This window comes from Ramlibacter henchirensis, assembly GCF_004682015.1.
In the GTDB taxonomy this organism is placed as follows: domain Bacteria; phylum Pseudomonadota; class Gammaproteobacteria; order Burkholderiales; family Burkholderiaceae_C; genus Ramlibacter; species Ramlibacter henchirensis.
In genome coordinates this window covers 2,031,785-2,047,420 of sequence record NZ_SMLM01000001.1, presented here as the reverse complement: position 1 = coordinate 2,047,420, position 15,636 = coordinate 2,031,785, and the positions used below count along the sequence as shown (strand labels likewise).

The 15,636-nt window shown below is 68.0% G+C and carries 18 protein-coding genes and 2 tRNA genes; 8 read left to right on the top strand and 12 right to left on the bottom strand.

The window, feature by feature from the left end; genetic code table 11:
- The first annotated feature begins 87 nt into the window (after positions 1-87).
- Positions 88-1,629, top strand: a complete 1,542-nt coding sequence (locus EZ313_RS10100) for a CoA-acylating methylmalonate-semialdehyde dehydrogenase (protein ID WP_135263027.1) — start codon at positions 88-90, stop codon at positions 1,627-1,629.
- 9 nt (positions 1,630-1,638) lie between these two features.
- The gene (locus EZ313_RS10095) at positions 1,639-3,270 is read left to right on the top strand and encodes a GMC family oxidoreductase (RefSeq protein WP_135263026.1); all 1,632 of its coding nucleotides are present in this window, start codon (positions 1,639-1,641) and stop codon (positions 3,268-3,270) included.
- Here the strand turns inward: EZ313_RS10095 and EZ313_RS10090 are convergent.
- The gene (locus EZ313_RS10090) at positions 3,267-4,040 is read right to left on the bottom strand and encodes a hypothetical protein (protein WP_135263025.1); all 774 of its coding nucleotides are present in this window, start codon (positions 4,038-4,040) and stop codon (positions 3,267-3,269) included. The genes EZ313_RS10095 and EZ313_RS10090 overlap by 4 nt on opposite strands.
- A gap of 535 nt (positions 4,041-4,575) precedes the next feature.
- On the opposite strand from EZ313_RS10090, the gene EZ313_RS10085 reads away from it, so the two are divergent.
- On the top strand, positions 4,576-5,334 hold the full coding sequence (locus tag EZ313_RS10085) for a sulfite exporter TauE/SafE family protein (RefSeq protein ID WP_135263024.1): 759 nt from the start codon (positions 4,576-4,578) through the stop codon (positions 5,332-5,334).
- Between the two features lie 28 nt (positions 5,335-5,362).
- Positions 5,363-5,911, top strand: a complete 549-nt coding sequence (locus EZ313_RS10080) for a DUF2946 family protein (RefSeq protein ID WP_135263023.1) — start codon at positions 5,363-5,365, stop codon at positions 5,909-5,911.
- A 50-nt stretch (positions 5,912-5,961) separates the two neighbouring features.
- Here the strand turns inward: EZ313_RS10080 and EZ313_RS10075 are convergent, their stop codons facing one another.
- Positions 5,962-6,897 (bottom strand): c-type cytochrome, encoded by a 936-nt coding sequence (locus EZ313_RS10075; protein WP_135263022.1) that lies wholly within the window; start codon positions 6,895-6,897, stop codon positions 5,962-5,964.
- A gap of 150 nt (positions 6,898-7,047) precedes the next feature.
- Between EZ313_RS10075 and EZ313_RS10070 the strand changes: the two genes are divergently transcribed.
- Positions 7,048-7,123, top strand: a tRNA-Arg gene (locus EZ313_RS10070).
- Between the two features lie 166 nt (positions 7,124-7,289).
- Complete coding sequence (locus EZ313_RS10065) at positions 7,290-7,808, top strand: hypothetical protein (protein WP_135263021.1); 519 nt, start codon at positions 7,290-7,292, stop codon at positions 7,806-7,808.
- Here the strand turns inward: EZ313_RS10065 and EZ313_RS10060 are convergent.
- Positions 7,802-8,737 (bottom strand): LysR family transcriptional regulator, encoded by a 936-nt coding sequence (locus tag EZ313_RS10060; protein WP_135263020.1) that lies wholly within the window; start codon positions 8,735-8,737, stop codon positions 7,802-7,804. The two genes, EZ313_RS10065 and EZ313_RS10060, sit on opposite strands and share 7 nt — an antisense overlap.
- A gap of 78 nt (positions 8,738-8,815) precedes the next feature.
- Here EZ313_RS10060 and EZ313_RS10055 point away from each other — a divergent pair, with 78 nt between their 5' ends.
- Positions 8,816-9,799 carry a Bug family tripartite tricarboxylate transporter substrate binding protein gene (locus EZ313_RS10055; RefSeq protein WP_135263019.1) on the top strand — a complete coding sequence of 328 codons (984 nt, stop codon included), beginning with the start codon at positions 8,816-8,818 and terminating at the stop codon, positions 9,797-9,799.
- 8 nt (positions 9,800-9,807) lie between these two features.
- The gene (locus EZ313_RS10050) at positions 9,808-11,022 is read left to right on the top strand and encodes an aromatic ring-hydroxylating dioxygenase subunit alpha (RefSeq protein WP_135263018.1); all 1,215 of its coding nucleotides are present in this window, start codon (positions 9,808-9,810) and stop codon (positions 11,020-11,022) included.
- A gap of 76 nt (positions 11,023-11,098) precedes the next feature.
- On the opposite strand, the gene EZ313_RS10045 is transcribed toward EZ313_RS10050, so the two are convergent.
- The 9 genes from EZ313_RS10045 to infA form a co-directional block, all read right to left on the bottom strand.
- The gene (locus tag EZ313_RS10045; protein ID WP_135263017.1) at positions 11,099-11,956 is read right to left on the bottom strand and encodes an HTD2 family dehydratase; all 858 of its coding nucleotides are present in this window, start codon (positions 11,954-11,956) and stop codon (positions 11,099-11,101) included.
- A gap of 57 nt (positions 11,957-12,013) precedes the next feature.
- Positions 12,014-12,090 (bottom strand) — tRNA-Met (locus EZ313_RS10040).
- Positions 12,091-12,111: 21 nt separating this feature from the next.
- Positions 12,112-12,513: a 50S ribosomal protein L17 gene (gene rplQ, locus EZ313_RS10035; RefSeq protein ID WP_135263016.1), complete on the bottom strand. Its 402-nt coding sequence runs from the start codon at positions 12,511-12,513 to the stop codon at positions 12,112-12,114.
- Positions 12,514-12,606: 93 nt separating this feature from the next.
- Positions 12,607-13,596 carry a DNA-directed RNA polymerase subunit alpha gene (locus EZ313_RS10030; protein ID WP_055894694.1) on the bottom strand — a complete coding sequence of 330 codons (990 nt, stop codon included), beginning with the start codon at positions 13,594-13,596 and terminating at the stop codon, positions 12,607-12,609.
- 144 nt (positions 13,597-13,740) lie between these two features.
- Positions 13,741-14,364, bottom strand: a complete 624-nt coding sequence (rpsD, locus tag EZ313_RS10025; protein ID WP_135263015.1) for a 30S ribosomal protein S4 — start codon at positions 14,362-14,364, stop codon at positions 13,741-13,743.
- 91 nt (positions 14,365-14,455) lie between these two features.
- Positions 14,456-14,860, bottom strand: coding sequence for a 30S ribosomal protein S11 (gene rpsK / locus EZ313_RS10020; protein WP_135263014.1), 405 nt, complete (start codon positions 14,858-14,860; stop codon positions 14,456-14,458).
- Between the two features lie 18 nt (positions 14,861-14,878).
- Positions 14,879-15,244 carry a 30S ribosomal protein S13 gene (gene rpsM, locus EZ313_RS10015; protein ID WP_135263013.1) on the bottom strand — a complete coding sequence of 122 codons (366 nt, stop codon included), beginning with the start codon at positions 15,242-15,244 and terminating at the stop codon, positions 14,879-14,881.
- A 27-nt stretch (positions 15,245-15,271) separates the two neighbouring features.
- On the bottom strand, positions 15,272-15,385 hold the full coding sequence (rpmJ, locus tag EZ313_RS10010) for a 50S ribosomal protein L36 (protein WP_011481465.1): 114 nt from the start codon (positions 15,383-15,385) through the stop codon (positions 15,272-15,274).
- A 30-nt stretch (positions 15,386-15,415) separates the two neighbouring features.
- Entirely contained in the window at positions 15,416-15,634 is a 219-nt protein-coding gene (gene infA / locus EZ313_RS10005) for a translation initiation factor IF-1 (protein WP_012734373.1), read from the bottom strand.
- Positions 15,635-15,636 lie beyond the last annotated feature (2 nt).

Genomic DNA, 15,636 nt, shown 5'->3' with positions numbered 1-15,636 from the left:
TGGAACGGGGCTGCGCCGGGGCCGAATGGCGGCCCTTCCGGCGCCGCCGTAGACTGGCAGGTTCCGAGACCCCGCTCCAGAACGACCATGAACGCACCCGATTCCACCCGCACCGCCGGCGCCGTGACCTCGATCGACCACTGGATCGACGGCCGCGTGGTCCCCGGCCAGAGCGGCCGCAGCGCCGACGTCTTCAACCCCGCCACCGGCCAGGTCACCGGCAAGGTGGCACTGGCCAGCAGCGCCGAAGTCGCCAGGGCCGTGGCCAGCGCGCAGGCCGCCTTCCCGGCCTGGGCCGACACGCCGCCGATCCGCCGCGCGCGCGTGATGTTCAAGTTCCTGGAGCTGCTCAACAAGCACCGCGACGAGCTGGCCCGCGCCATCACCGCCGAACACGGCAAGGTCTTCACCGACGCCCAGGGCGAGGTCACGCGCGGCATTGACATCGTCGAGTTCGCCTGCGGCATCCCGCAGTTGCTCAAGGGCCAGTACACCGACCAGGTCTCCACCGGCATCGACAACTGGACGATGCGCCAGCCGCTGGGCGTGGTGGCGGGCATCACGCCGTTCAACTTCCCCTGCATGGTTCCGATGTGGATGTACCCGGTGGCCATCGCGGCGGGCAACTGCTTCGTGCTCAAGCCCAGCCCGCTGGACCCGACGCCTTCGCTCATGATGGCCAGGCTGCTGAAGGAAGCGGGTCTCCCCGACGGCGTGTTCAGCGTCGTGCAGGGCGACAAGGACGCGGTCGACGCGCTGCTGGAGCACCCGGACGTCAAGGCGATCTCCTTCGTGGGGTCCACCACCATCGCGCAGAAGATCTACGAGACCGGCGCGCGCCACGGCAAGCGCGTGCAGGCACTGGGCGGCGCCAAGAACCACATGGTGGTCATGCCTGACGCCGACCTCGACCAGGCGGTGGATGCGCTGATCGGCTCGGCCTTCGGCTCGGCCGGCGAGCGCTGCATGGCGATCTCGCTGGGCGTGCTGGTGGGCGAGGCGGCCGACAAGATCCTGCCGCTGCTGGCCAAGCGGACCCAGCAGCTGAAGATCAAGAACGGCACCGAGATGGACGCCGAGATGGGGCCGATCGTGAGCAAGGTGGCGCACGAGCGCATCGCCGGCTACATCGGCCACGGCGTCAACGAGGGCGCCAAGCTGGTGGTGGATGGGCGGTCGTTCCAGGGCGCGAAGGCCGGCGCCGGCTGCGACAACGGTTTCTGGATGGGCGGCACGCTGTTCGACAACGTCACGCCGGACATGAAGATCTACAAGGAAGAGATCTTCGGCCCGGTGCTCGGTTGCGTCCGCGTCAAGGACCTCGCGGCCGCGGTGCAGCTGATCAACTCGCACGAGTACGGCAACGGCGTGTCGCTGTTCACGCGAGACGGCAACACGGCGCGCGAGTTCTCGCGGCGCGTGCAGGTGGGCATGGTGGGCGTGAACGTCCCGATCCCGGTGCCGATGGCGTGGCACGGCTTCGGCGGCTGGAAGAAGAGCCTGTTCGGCGACATGCACGCGTACGGCGAGGAAGGCGTGCGCTTCTACACCAAGCAGAAGTCGATCATGCAGCGCTGGCCGGAGAGCATCGGGAAAGGTGCGGAGTTCGTGATGCCCACGGCAAAGTAAGCTGAGCGGGTGAGCGACACCACCTTCGACTACATCATCATCGGCGCCGGCACGGCCGGCTGCCTGCTGGCCAACCGCCTCTCGCGCGATCCTTCCAAGCGCGTGCTGCTGATCGAAGCCGGCAGCAAGGACGACTACCACTGGATCCACATCCCGGTGGGCTACCTGTACTGCATCGGCAACCCGCGCACCGACTGGCTGTACAGGACCGAGCCCGACGAAGGCCTCAACGGCCGCCAGCTGCGCTACCCGCGCGGCAAGACGCTGGGTGGCTGCTCCAGCATCAACGGGATGATCTACATGCGCGGCCAGTCGCGCGACTACGACCACTGGGCCGAGGTCACCGGGGACGCCAACTGGCGCTGGCAGCACGTCCTGCCCTTCTTCAGGAAGCACGAGGACTACTACAAGGGCGAGGACGAGGTGCACGGCGTCGGGGGCGAGTGGCGCGTGGAGCGCCAGCGCCTGCGCTGGGACATCCTGGACGCCTTTGCCCAGGCGGCGCAGCAGGCCGGCATCCCGCACACCGAGGACTTCAACCGCGGCGACAACGAAGGCGTGGGCTACTTCCAGGTCAACCAGCGCCGCGGCTGGCGCTGGAACACGGCCAAGGCCTTCCTGCGGCCGATCTGCTACGGGCGCCCGAATTTCGAGATGTGGACCAACGCTCACGTGAAACGGCTGCACATCGTGCGCGGCGCCGATGGCGCGCTGCGTTGCGAGGGCGCGGAAGTCTGGACGGGCAACGAACTCGTGCAGGCGCGTGCCAGCTCCGAGGTGCTGCTCTGCGCGGGGAGCATCGGCTCACCGCAGTTGCTGCAGCTGTCGGGCATCGGGCCCGGCGCGCTGCTGCAGCGGCATGGCATCGAGGTGCTCCAGGACCTGCCGGGCGTGGGCGAGAACCTGCAGGACCACCTGCAGATCCGCGCGGTGTTCAAGGTGCAGGGCGTCAAGACGCTCAACACGCTGGCCAACAGCTGGCACGGCAAGGCGCGCATCGGCCTGCAGTACGCGCTGATGCGCAGCGGCCCGATGAGCATGGCGCCTTCGCAGCTGGGCGCGTTCACGCGCAGCTCGCCGGACAAGCCCTACCCGGATCTCGAATACCACGTGCAGCCGCTCAGCCTGGATGCTTTCGGCGAGCCGCTGCACCCGTTCAACGCGTTCACCGCGAGCGTCTGCAACCTGAATCCCACGAGCCGCGGCTTCGTTCGCATCCGCAGCCCGCGCTTCGAGGACGCGCCCGCCATCGCGCCCAACTACCTGAGCACGCCGCAGGACCGCCACGTCGCGGCGCAGTCGCTGCGCCTGACCCGCCGCATCTGCGCCCAACCCGCGCTGGCGAAGTTCAAGCCCGAGGAGTGGCGTCCCGGCGTGCAGTACCAGAGCGACGAGGAACTGGCGCGCCTCGCCGGCGACATCGCCACGACGATCTTCCATCCGGTCGGCACGACGAGGATGGGACGCGACGACGATCCGATGGCGGTGCTGGACTCGCGCATGCTCGTGCGCGGCGTGGCGGGGCTGCGTGTCGTCGATGCCGGCGCGATGCCCACGATCACCAGCGGCAACACCAACTCGCCCACGCTGATGATGGCGGAGAAGGCCGCCGAGTGGGTGCTGGGTGAAGCGCGGGTCTAGAAGCTGCGGCCGACGCGCAGCGTGACGTCGCGCGTGGAGAGTTCGGGCTGCCGCACCGTGGTGCCCGCCAACGGCGCGCCGCCGCGCGACACGCCCACGGCCTTGCTGGCCGGCTGCCACAGGCCGCTCCACTCGAGGCCCCATTCCCACGGCGAATCCGCCGGCGAGGCGAGCAGCCGCGCAACCAGCATCCGCTTGCGCGCGCCCTCGAAGTGCGTCCTGTCGAGCACGCCGTAGAAGTCCACGTCCAGGCGGTGCCAGACGCTCACGCGGGCTTCGGCTTCGACGCGCGCGTTCCATCCGCTCGCGGGCGCAAGTTGCGGACTGCGCCAGCGCAGGCCTGCCATCGCCGCGGTGGAGACTTCATCGAGCCCGCCGGCGATCGGCGTGCTTTCGATCACGCGCCGGTTGGCCAGCAAGCCCAGCGTGAGCCAGCCCTCGCCCCAAGGCGCCGGCGCATGCGGACGCCACATCAGGTCGGCGCCCGATTCGCCCTGGCGCGTGCGGGTGGTCAGCGGCACGCCCGCCTGGGTCTGCCCGTCGTAATCGAGGTCGCCCCCGATGAACGTGCCCCGCAGACCGAGGGCGCCGCCATCCGCGAGCGGGCGCACGGCCTGCAGCTGCAGCTGAAGCATGGGGCCGCGTTCGGTCAGCAGCCTCGCGCCCGAGGGCGCGGTCTCGATCAGCCTGCGGTAGGTCAGGCCCAGCGAGCCGGTGAGCGCCGGCTCGGAGGGCACCGTGAGTTGCGCCTGAACCTGGAGGGCCGCCAAGCCGATCGCCGCAATTGCTAACGAACGGCTCAGCGCGGGAATGCGAAAGGATTCAGTTCCTGCGGGTGGCTGCACTGGCCTCTCCCCTGATGCGGCAGCTCGTCTCGTGCGCGGCTGCGGTGGGAGCCGATCCAGTTCTCGCTTGCATGAACCCTGATGTAAAACCGGCCCTCGAAGGGCCTCGGGGCACTATAGCATCGGGGCCCGCTTAGCTCGGCCGCTCGCGAGGCTGTAGTGCGTAGTGCAGCTGAGCCATTGCATGCGATGTCGTTTGCGTGCGCCTGTGTCTGGGCCGGGAAAATCCCGATGCACTGAGCAGGTGCGCAAGCCTACAGTGCCACCACTCGCTGGCGGACACAGTCCGCCAACAGGGGCGAGGGTCCGAGGAGACAAAACAGAACACCACAACGATTGCTGCGGCATCGAAGATGCATTGAAAAGGGCGCCGGCTCACCCCGGCGCCCTTTGTTTTTGTGCGGCCGCACCAGCTCATGCGTCCGCAGGCCGCATTACGGCGTGCGCGACAATCCGCGCAATGGAATTGCTGTGGATGGCGGTCGCCTCGCTGCTGGCCGGTTTTGTGGATGCCATCGTGGGCGGCGGCGGCCTCATCCTCGTGCCGGCGCTCTTCGCCCTCCTCCCCAACGCGCATCCCGCCACCCTGCTGGGGATCAACAAGAGCGCCGCGGTCTGGGGCACGGCCATCGCGGCAGTGCAGTTCAGCCGCCGCGTCACGCTGCATTTGCATGCGATGGTGCCGGCCGCGTTCTGCGGGCTGGTCGGCGCCTTTGCTGGCGCCTGGGCGGTGACGGTGATCTCGCCGGGCTTCCTGCGCAAGCTGCTGCCCTTCGTGCTGCTGGCCGTTCTGGCCTACACGTTCATCAAGAAGCACCTGGGCCAGCACCACGCACCCACGCTGTCGCATCGCGCCGAGGCGCTGGCAGCGGGCGGCATCGGCCTCGTGCTGGGCTTCTACGACGGCTTCTTCGGGCCGGGCACCGGCAGCTTCCTCGTCTTCCTGTTCGTGCGCTGGCTGGGCTACGACTTCCTGCATGCGTCGGCCTCGGCCAAGCTGGTCAACACGGCGACCAACTTCGCCGCGCTGAGCCTCTTCGCATGGAAGGGCCACGTGTGGTGGAACTACGCGCTGGCGCTGGCCGTCGCCAACATCGCCGGCAGCGTCATCGGCGCGCGGCTGGCGCTTCGGCACGGGGCCGGTTTCGTGCGCGTGATGTTCCTGATCGTCGTGACCGCCCTCATCCTGAAGACGGGCTACGACGCTTTCGTGCGCTGAGCCGTGACGCGGCTCCCATAATGGCGCGATGGATGACATCGTCCGCCAAGCGATCGCCAAGTGGCCCAACGTGCCGCACTGCTACGGCTGGCTGGGGCTGGACGCGCGCGGCAGCTGGTACATGCGCGACGACCGCGTGCAGGCCGCGGGCCCGTTCCCGCACGCCAAGGGCGCGGTGCTGCGTCACGCCAAGCTGATCGACTTCATCCACCGCAACTACGAACGCGATGACGCAGGCTGCTGGTTCTTCCAGAACGGGCCACAGCGCGTGTACGTGGAGCTCGAGGCCGCGCCGTGGGTCCTGCGGCTCGCGGGCGATGGGCAGGTGGAGACGCACACGCAGCGGCGCGTGCAGGTGGAGCGCACCTTGGTCGACGAACAGGGGCGCCTCTTCGCCGAAACCGATGCCGGTCTCGGTCTCGTGCACACGCTCGACATGCACGTCGCGGCCGAATGGGTCGACTCGGGGCGGTGGCAGCCAGAGACCATTGCGGCGCGCGAACTGCCCGAGCGATTCGGCTTCGTGCCCAGCCCGGCGGCGGCGAAACCAGGCACCCACGCGGCCGCCGCGCGCTGACAACAAAAAAGCCGGTCAGCGACCGGCTTCTTCGTCGGGCCACGTGAAGGTCACTTCACCGTGCCGACCATGTACTCCACCGCAGCGCTCAGGTCCGCATCCGAAGCGGTGCTGCCGCCGCGCGGCGGCATCGCGCCCTTGCCCTTCACCACCGACTGCACCAGCGTCGGGACGCCTTGCGCCAGGCGCGGCGCCCAAGCGGCCTTGTCGCCCAGCTTCGGCGCGTTGGCCACTCCCGCGGCATGGCAGGCGAAGCAGGCCTGCTTGTAGATGGCCTCGCCGGCGCCACCGCCCGCAGCGGCGGCTTGCGGCGCGGCAGCGCCGGGCGCCGCGGCGACCACCTGCGGTGCGGCAGCAGGCGGCGCGGCCGGAGCGGCGGAAGAGCCGGGGGCTCCTGCAGCGCCCGCCGCTGCAGTGGCGGGCGCCGGCGCTGCATCGGCCGCGGCCTGCACCTGGGCACGCTGCGGCTCGGCGAAGTTGGCACCGGCGGCATTCGCCATGAAGGCCACGGCGCGGGCAACCTCCACGTCCTCGTGCTCGCCTCCGGCCTGCGGCGGCATGCCGCCCTTGCCCTTGAGTGCCGACGTCACCAGTGCCTCGAAGCCGGTGCGGATGCGAGCGCCCCAGGCGCCCTGGTCCCCGAACTTCGGCGCGCCGGCCACGGCCTGGTCGTGGCAAGCCGCGCACTGCGCCTTGTAGACCTCGGTGCCGGGCTTGAGCGGACGGTTGGCGTCGCGGATCTCGACGGTTCCGACCTTGCGGATGCGCTCGGTCACGCCGCGCTCCACGTCTTGCGCCGTGACACCGCCGAGCGCATAGGTCTCGATCTGCGTCGTGCCGGCCGGCTTGTTCTCCGCGACCACGTAGGCCACGAAGCCCATGATGATCAGCACCGGGACCACGAACGACAGCAACACGGCCAGCAGCAACTGCTTGGGGGTCTTGATTGGGCCTGTGTGGGCTTCTTCGTGCGTGCTCTCGCTCATGGCATCCTCAGGAAATATTCTGCGCGGGGCGGGTCAAAACAACCTTTGATTATAGGCCGTCGCCTCTGGCGCTCCTCTGCGCGAGCCGGTGCGCGGCCGTGCCGGAAGGGCCGGCGCCCGCGATGGGCGATAATGCGCGCCTCCCTCGAAGCGGCTGTAGCTCAGTGGATAGAGTATTGGCCTCCGAAGCCAAGGGTCGTGGGTTCGATCCCCGCCAGCCGCGCCAGATCCAGTTCGCCACCTGCGGGTGGCGTTCTTCTTTCCGCAGTTCCCTTCTCGCCACACCTTCTCATGCCGGGCGTAGCCCGTTGGAGCCATGCGACCGCTGCGCGGGCATCCGAAGCCTCAAGAATGACTTCATCGGCTGCGACCTTGCGGCCATGGAGTGACGAATGCATCTCTGGAAGTACTGCCTGCGCGCCGTGGCCGCAGCTTGTGTCACGCTGGTTCTCGCGGGCTGTGGAGGTGGCGGCGCAAGCGACGCCGCTGCGGGCGCGAACGTTGCGGCGGCGGCGATCACCAGCGGCAGCCCCCCGCCGGCGCGCGGCGACGCAATGAGCGGCACAGCAAACGGCGGGGCTACGCAAGGCGAATCGGCTGAGGGCGACACAAACGCGACGCCGCCTGCGCCTGCCGAACCGACGCGCCGCCCCGACGTCGCAACCGCGTCGATGGACGACATCGCCGCCTGGAACGCCGCCTGCGAGACCGACGCCTGCCGCATCGCGCTGCCCGCGCGCAGCGGCCGCAGCCTGAACTGGTGGGGCACGGACCCGCGCCTGATCGAGCAGACCAACGAGACCTGCGGACCGCAGCCGGATTGCCGCGTCCCCGACGGCGACCTGCTGGTGTGGAACTTCGACTGCTCGCCGCAGCCGTCCTGCCGCATCCGGCTGAGCCGGGCTTATTGAGCGACGGCTGCGCCGGACTCGGGTTCGATGCCCACGATGTCCGCGACCTGCTCGCGCAACCAGGTCACGCCGGTGTCACTCGCGGCGCCGGGCGACCAGCACAGCAGAGACTGGTAGCGCGGCAGCTCGAACGGCACTTCGCGGATGCACAGCTGCTCGGCGTAGTGCAATGCGACGCGGCGGCCCAGCACCGCGGCATGGTCGCTGTGCAGCAGCTGGTGGACGATCTGCCCGAAGCTGCTGACCGCGACCTGCGCGAGGCGCGCATGGCCTGACCGGCGCAGCGTCTCGTCGATCGTGTCGTCCAGCGTCGACGTGCCGTAGCCCAGGAAGACCTGGGGCGTCGAGCAGAAGGTATCCAGCGTGAGCGGCTCGCTTGCTTGCGGATGGGCGCGGCGCACGACGTGGACGTAGTGGTCCTCATAGAGCACTTGCGTCTCGATGTCGCGAGGCCGGTGGATGCGAGCGACCACGGCCAGATCCAGTTCACGTCGGTGGAGATGCTCCGCGAGCGACCATAGGCCCGGCGGCACCCAGTGAATGCGGGCCTGCGACCCCGCGTCGACCAACCTTCGTGAAAGCTCCGGCAACACGAGCCGGCTCGCGTGGTCCGATCCAGCGACGCGGAACACGCGCTGGCTGCGCGCCGGATCGAACCGGTCGCCTTCCAGCAGGCCGGCGATGTCGGCCAGCACCTTCGCGACCTGAGGACCGAGCGCATGCGCGCGCGCCGTGGGCACGATACCGTGCGACGTGCGCGTGAAAAGCGGATCGCCGAACACCTCGCGCAGGCGGTTGAGGGATGCGCTGACCGCCGGCTGGCTGAGGAACAAACGCCCCGCCGCGCGCGAGACGCTGCGCTCGCGCATCAGCGCGTCGAAGGTGCGCAGCATGGCGACGTCGAGGCTGCGGATATCACGCTGGGGCATGGCTCATATCCAAACGTTCAAATTGCATGCGGCGCGCCGCCGTTGCAACATGGGCGGTACCAACGACAGGAGACAAGTATGCAGCTCAGCAGGAGGCAGTGGATGGCCGCCGCCGGCGCAGGCCTCGCGGCGTGGTCGCTCCCGGGCCTGGCACAAAGCCCCCCGTTCCCCAGCCGCCCCGTTCGCATCGTGCCGTTCGGCACGGCCGGCGGACCAATCGACACGCTGGCGCGCGTCTACGGCGACAAGCTCGCTTCGCGCTGGGGGCAGCCCGCCGTCGTCGAACCGCGCCCGGGCGCCAGCGGCATCCTCGCCGCCGACCTGGTGGCGAAGGCGACGCCCGATGGACACACGGTGCTGATGACCTTGCCGCTCACGCACGTGAACGCCGCCATCCTGCAGCCCAAGCTGCCGTACGACCCGGTCAAGGACTTCACGCCGCTCTCGATGCTGGCGACCGGCGGCCCGATGCTCGTGGCGCGTGCCGACGCGCCGTACAGCAACGTTCGCGAGTTCGTCGAGCATGCGAAGAAGCAGCCGCGCGGCATGACATACGGAACCTGGGGCACGGGCTCCACTGCACACCTGTTCTGCGAACTGCTGCGGCGGCAGACGGGCACCAACCTGATCCACGCCGCCTACAAGTCCGAATCGTCGGCTCACAACGACCTGTTCGGCGGCGTGCTGGACTTCGCGTGGGCCAACCCTTCGAGCGCGCGCAACCACACACAGGGCGGCAAGATGAAGGTGCTGGGCATCACCGGCACCAGCCGCGTGTCCACCATGCCGCAGGTGCCCACCTTCAAGGAACAGGGCTTCCAGGGCTTCGACATCGACAGCTGGATCGGCGTGTACGGCCCGGCGCGGCTGCCCGATCCCGTGGTGCAGGCCTGGGTGACCGCTCTTCGGGAGATCACGCAGATGCCGGACATCCAGGCGCGCCTGACCGGCTACGGCTTTGAGCCGCTGGGCAACACGCCCGCCCAGTTCGTCGAGCGCTACCGCGCGGACTACCCGCGCATGGTGGAGTTGATCAAGGCCGCCGGCGTGACGGCCGATTGAGTGATCGCATGAACGACATCGCTTCCGGCGCGCCGCGGCGCGTCATCCCGATCGAGATCGACAGCGGCACGGCCTACGGCAAACCGGCCCCGGCGCATCGCAAGGACCTCACCGAGGTTGGCCCGGGCACGCCCATGGGCGAGCTGCTGCGGCGCTACTGGCACCCGGTGGGCCTTTCATCCGACGCGACGGACACGCCGCGGCAGGTCCGCGTGCTGGGCGAGGAGCTGATCCTGTTCCGCGACAAGACCGGACGGCCCGGGCTCGTCTATCCGCACTGCGCTCATCGCGGCTCTTCGCTGTTCTACGGCAAGGTGGAAGAGCGCGGGATCCGCTGCTGCTACCACGGCTGGCTGTTCGACGTGCAGGGCCGCTGCGTGGAGCAGCCGTGCGAGCCGCAAGGCGGCCGCGCGCGCGACAAGGTGCGCCAGCCCTGGTACCCCGTGCAGGAGCTGTACGGACTGGTGTGGGCCTACATGGGCCCGCCGGATCGCAAGCCGGTGCTGCCGCGCTACGAATGCCTGGAGAAGCTCGAGGACGGCGAATTCCTCGAAGCCAACGCCAACAGCATCGGCGGCGGGGGGCCGCAGATCATTCCCTGCAACTGGCTGCAGCACTACGAGAACCTGGTGGATCCCTTCCACGTGGTCATCCTGCATTCGTCTTTCAGCGGCACGCAGTTCGTGGAGCAGATGACGCTGATGCCGCAGGTCCAATGGGAAGTGCAGCCGCACAGCGTGCGGACGATCTCGGTACGCAAGATGCCCGACGGCAAGACCTTCCGCCGCATCAGCGAAGCAGGCCTGCCGACGTTGCGCGTGATCCCCAGTCCGCGCGTGGGGCGCTACGGCCCGGTCGAATCGCTCGGCTGGGTGCTGCCCATCGACGACCACCACTTCCGCATCTACGTGGTCGGCCGCGTTCGCGAGCAGGGCGAACTCACGCGCATGCGTTCGCGGCTGAACGGCAAGCTGTGGGAGGAGCTCTCCGCAGAGGAGCACCAGCAGTTCCCCGGCGACTACGAGGCGATGGTGAGCCAGGGCGCGATCGCCAGGCACTCCGAAGAGCACCTGGCCACGAGCGACCGCGGCATCGTGATGCTGCGCCGGCTGCTGCAGCAGCAGCTGGAGGTCGTGGCAGCGGGCGGCGACCCTGCCGGCGTGTTCTTCGATCCGGATGCGCCGCCGGTGGTGTTCACTGCCGGCAACTTCCTCGAGGACTGACCCCCCGCCTTCGCCTAGATCGCGCCCGCGGCGGCCGTGACGCCCTTGAGCGGTGCATTCGAGGAAGACTGCGTCGTCAGCGCAGCGTGGCCGTCGCGGCCATGGTGAGCCAGCCTTCGTGGTCCTGCGCCCAGAGGCGCACCGAACGTCCATCCTCAGAAGGCCGTGCGTTGACGTGGAAGGGATGCAGGTCGAAGGTGGGCCGGGTGGCGCGGAACCGGAACGACGCCACGTCGGCATCGGGCTGCTCGCGCCGCAGCAGGTCCATCAGCAGCGTGGCGATCAGCGGACCGTGCACGATGAGCCCGGGGTAGCCCTCCACCTCGGTGACGTAGCGGCGGTCGTAGTGGATGCGATGCCCGTTGAACGTCAGCGCCGAATAGCGGAACAGCAGCACGTCGTCGGGCACGATCTCGCGCCGCCACGCGGGCGAGTCCTGCGGCTTCTGCGGCGGCGGCTCGACGTCGCCCGGCTTGCGCGCCTCGCGGTAGACGATGTCGTGGTGCTCGGTCAGCGCGGGGGCGGCCGAGCCATTGCAGAACACCTCGTGCCGCACCGTCACGAACACCAGCGGCCCGGTGCGGCCGGCCTTCTGCGTTACGTCTTCGATGGTGGACCGGCGCTCGACCGCATCGCCGATGCGGATGGGTGAGTGAAACTGGAATCGGCCCGCGGCCCACATGCGCCTGGGCAGCGGAACGGGCGGCAGGAATCCGCCGCGCTTCGCGTGCCCGTCTTCGCCGATCTCGGATTGCCTGTGGCGCGGCAGGAAGTAGAGCCAGTGCCACAGCGGCGGCAAGGGTGCGCCGGGTTCTGCGGCCGGCTCGCGATCGAGCGTCGCGTTCAGCTGCATCACCGGCGTGGGATGGATCGCGTCGCGGACCGTCTCTGTCCTGCCGACCCACTCACGCCAGACCTGCTCGTCTGCCGCCATTTGCACCTCCGCGTCGAGCCACCAATGAAAACGCCCACCAAGGTGGGCGTTCGGATTTGGTTGCGCGGGCAAGATTTGAACTTGCGACCTTTGGGTTATGAGCCCAACGAGCTACCAGGCTGCTCCACCGCGCGTCAGAGAGGGAAGATTATAGGCTATTGCGCGTTGTTCTGCTCGCCGGCGGGAGCCTCGGTGGGCTCGGGACGGTCGACCAGTTCGACGAGCGCCATCGGCGCGTTGTCGCCGACGCGAAAGCCCATCTTCAAGATGCGCGTGTAGCCGCCCGGACGGGCCTTGTAGCGCGGGCCCAGTTCGGTGAACAGCTTGGCGACGATGTCGCGATCGCGCAGGCGGTCGAACGCCAGCCGCTTGTTGGCCAGCGTCGGCTCCTTGCCAAGCGTGATCATGGGCTCGACCACGCGGCGCAGTTCCTTCGCCTTGGGCACGGTGGTCTTGATCACCTCGTGCTCGATCAGCGAATTCATCATGTTGCGCAGCATGGCGAGGCGGTGCTCGCTGGTGCGATTGAGTTTGCGAAGGCCGTGGCCGTGACGCATGGTGATTTCCTTTCGTTATCTAAAAGGCGGCCGGATCAGGTACCGCCAGTTTCACCAAGGGCGAAGCTGCGAAGCAGCCTCGTTTTCCTCTGCTTAACGCTTGTCGAGGCCGGCCGGGGGCCAGCTCTCGAGCTTCATGCCGAGCGTGAGCCCGCGCGAAGCCAGCACTTCCTTGATCTCGTTGAGCGACTTGCGGCCCAGGTTCGGGGTCTTGAGCAGCTCGTTTTCGGTGCGCTGGATCAGGTCGCCGATGTAGTAGATGTTCTCGGCTTTCAGGCAGTTGGCCGAGCGGACGGTGAGTTCCAGCTCGTCCACCGGGCGCAGCAGGATCGGGTCGAACTGCTGCGAGCTGCGCTGCACCGGCTGGTCGAAGGCGGCCAGTTCGCTGCCCTCGAGCTGCGCGAACACGGCCAGCTGCTCGACCAGGATCTTGGCCGAGGCGCGCACCGCGTCTTCGGCGGTGATGGCGCCGTTGGTCTCGATCTCGACGACCAGCTTGTCCAGGTCGGTGCGCTGCTCCACGCGCGCGCTCTCAACCGTGTAGCTCACGCGCTTGACCGGCGAGAACGAGGCGTCCAGCACGATCCGGCCGATGGACTTGGTCGGCTCGTCGGCGTAGCGGCGCATCGTGCCCGGCACGTAGCCGCGGCCCTTCTCGACCTTGATCTGCATGTCGATCTTGCCGCCCTGCGAGAGGTGGGCGATGACATGGTCGGGATTGATGATCTCGACGTCGTGCGGCGTCTGGATGTCGGCGGCGGTGACCACGCCCTCGCCGTCCTTGCGCAGCGACAGTGTGACCTCGTCGCGGTTGTGCAGCTTGAAGACCACGCCCTTGAGGTTCAGCAGGATGCTGACCACGTCTTCCTGGACGCCGTCGATCGACGAGTACTCGTGAAGCACACCGGCGATGGTGACTTCGGTTGCCGCATACCCGACCATCGAGGAGAGCAGCACGCGGCGCAGGGCGTTGCCCAGCGTGTGGCCGTAACCGCGCTCGAACGGCTCCAGCGTCACCTTGGCCCGGTTGGGGCCAAGCTGTTCCACGTTGATGGCTTTGGGTTTCAGCAGGTTGGTTTGCATGCAGGACTTCCTCTCAATACCCCCGGCTCGTTACACCGGTAAGGCTGGTGAAGTCCCCGGTTGCGGTGCCCCGCAACAAGGGAACGAAAAATCTTCGAAGGACGAGGCTGCACGGCAGCCTCGTTTTCCTTTTGGGTGCTCGCTTTAACGCGAGTACAGCTCAACGATCAGCGATTCGTTGATGTCGGCGCCGAATTCGTCGCGGTCCGGCACCTTCTTGAACGTGCCTTCGGCCTTGTCGGCGTTGACTTCCACCCATGCCGGGATGCCGACTTGCTGCGCCAGCTGCAGTGCCTCGACCACGCGGTTCTGCTTCTTGGACTTGTCGCGCACGGCGACCACGTCGCCCGCCTTGACCAGGAACGACGGGATGTTGACCGGCTGGCCGTTGACCGTGATCGCCTTGTGGCTGACCAGCTGGCGCGCTTCGGCGCGGGTGGAGCCGAAGCCCATGCGATAGACCACGTTGTCCAGGCGGCACTCGAGCAGGAACAGCAGGTTCGCGCCGGAGTTGCCCTTGCGGCGGTTGGCCTCTTCGAAGTAGCGGCGGAACTGCTTTTCCAGCACGCCGTACATGCGCTTGACCTTCTGCTTCTCGCGCAGCTGCAGGCCGAAGTCGCTGGTGCGCTGGCCCGAGGTGCGGCCATGCTGGCCGGGCTTGGAGTCGAACTTGGCCTTGTCGCTGATCGAGCGGCGGGCGCTCTTGAGGAACAGGTCCGTGCCTTCGCGGCGGGAGAGTTTGGCCTTGGGGCCGAGATAACGTGCCACTTGTCTTTCCTTTGCTTCATCTGCCGCGGCCTGTTGCCGCGGGAGCCATCAGCCGTGGGCTGGTGGCAGTGGGCTTGGTTGAACGAAAACCTTAGATCCGGCGGCGCTTCTGCGGGCGGCAGCCGTTGTGCGGCACCGGCGTCACGTCGGAGATCGACGTGATGCGGATGCCCAACGCGGCCAGCGCGCGCACCGAGGACTCGCGACCCGGGCCGGGACCCTTGATCTCGACGTCCAGGTTCTTGATGCCCTGCTCGATCGCGGCGCGGCCGGCCACTTCCGAGGCCACCTGGGCGGCGAACGGCGTGGACTTGCGCGAGCCCTTGAAGCCCTGGCCGCCGGAAGACGCCCAGGAGAGCGCGTTGCCCTGGCGGTCGGTGATCGTGATGATGGTGTTGTTGAAGGACGCGTGCACGTGCGCGACGCCGTCGGACACGTTCTTGCGGACCTTCTTGCGCACTCGCTGCGCGGCGTTGTTGACGGGAGCCTTGGCCATGTCTGTTCTCTTTCCCGGTTATTTCTTGAGCGCCTGCGCAGCCTTGCGCGGACCCTTGCGGGTGCGGGCGTTGGTGCGCGTGCGCTGGCCGCGCAGCGGCAGGCCGCGGCGGTGGCGGAAGCCCCGGTAGCAGCCGATGTCCATCAGACGCTTGATGTTCATCGTGGTCTCGCGGCGCAGGTCGCCCTCGATCGTGATCTTGCCGATCTGGTCGCGGATCTTCTCGAGGTCGGCGTCCGACAGGTCCTTGACCTTCTTGGAATACGCAATGCCGCAGGCCTCGCAGATCTTGCGGGCGCGGGTGCGGCCGATGCCGAAGATGGCCGTCAGACCGATCTCGGCGTGCTGGTGCGGCGGAATGTTGATGCCGGCGATACGTGCCATGTCTTTTCCTTAACCTGTCCTGTTGGCTCAGCCCTGGCGCTGCTTGTGGCGCGGATCGGTGCAGATCACGCGCACGACGCCCTTGCGGCGGATGATCTTGCAGTTGCGGCAGATCTTCTTGACGGAAGCCGAAACTCTCATTTGTCTTTCTCCTAAAGCTTTCCCCGCGCCTTACTTGGCCCGGAACACGATGCGTGCCCTGGACAAGTCGTAGGGCGTCAATTCAACGGTGACCTTGTCACCCGGCAGGATGCGGATGTAGTGCATGCGCATCTTTCCGGAGATGTGCCCGAGCACCACGTGCCCGTTTTCCAGCTTCACCCGGAAGGTGGCGTTGGGAAGGTTTTCGACCACCTCCCCCTGCATCTGGATCACGTCGTCCTTGGCCATCT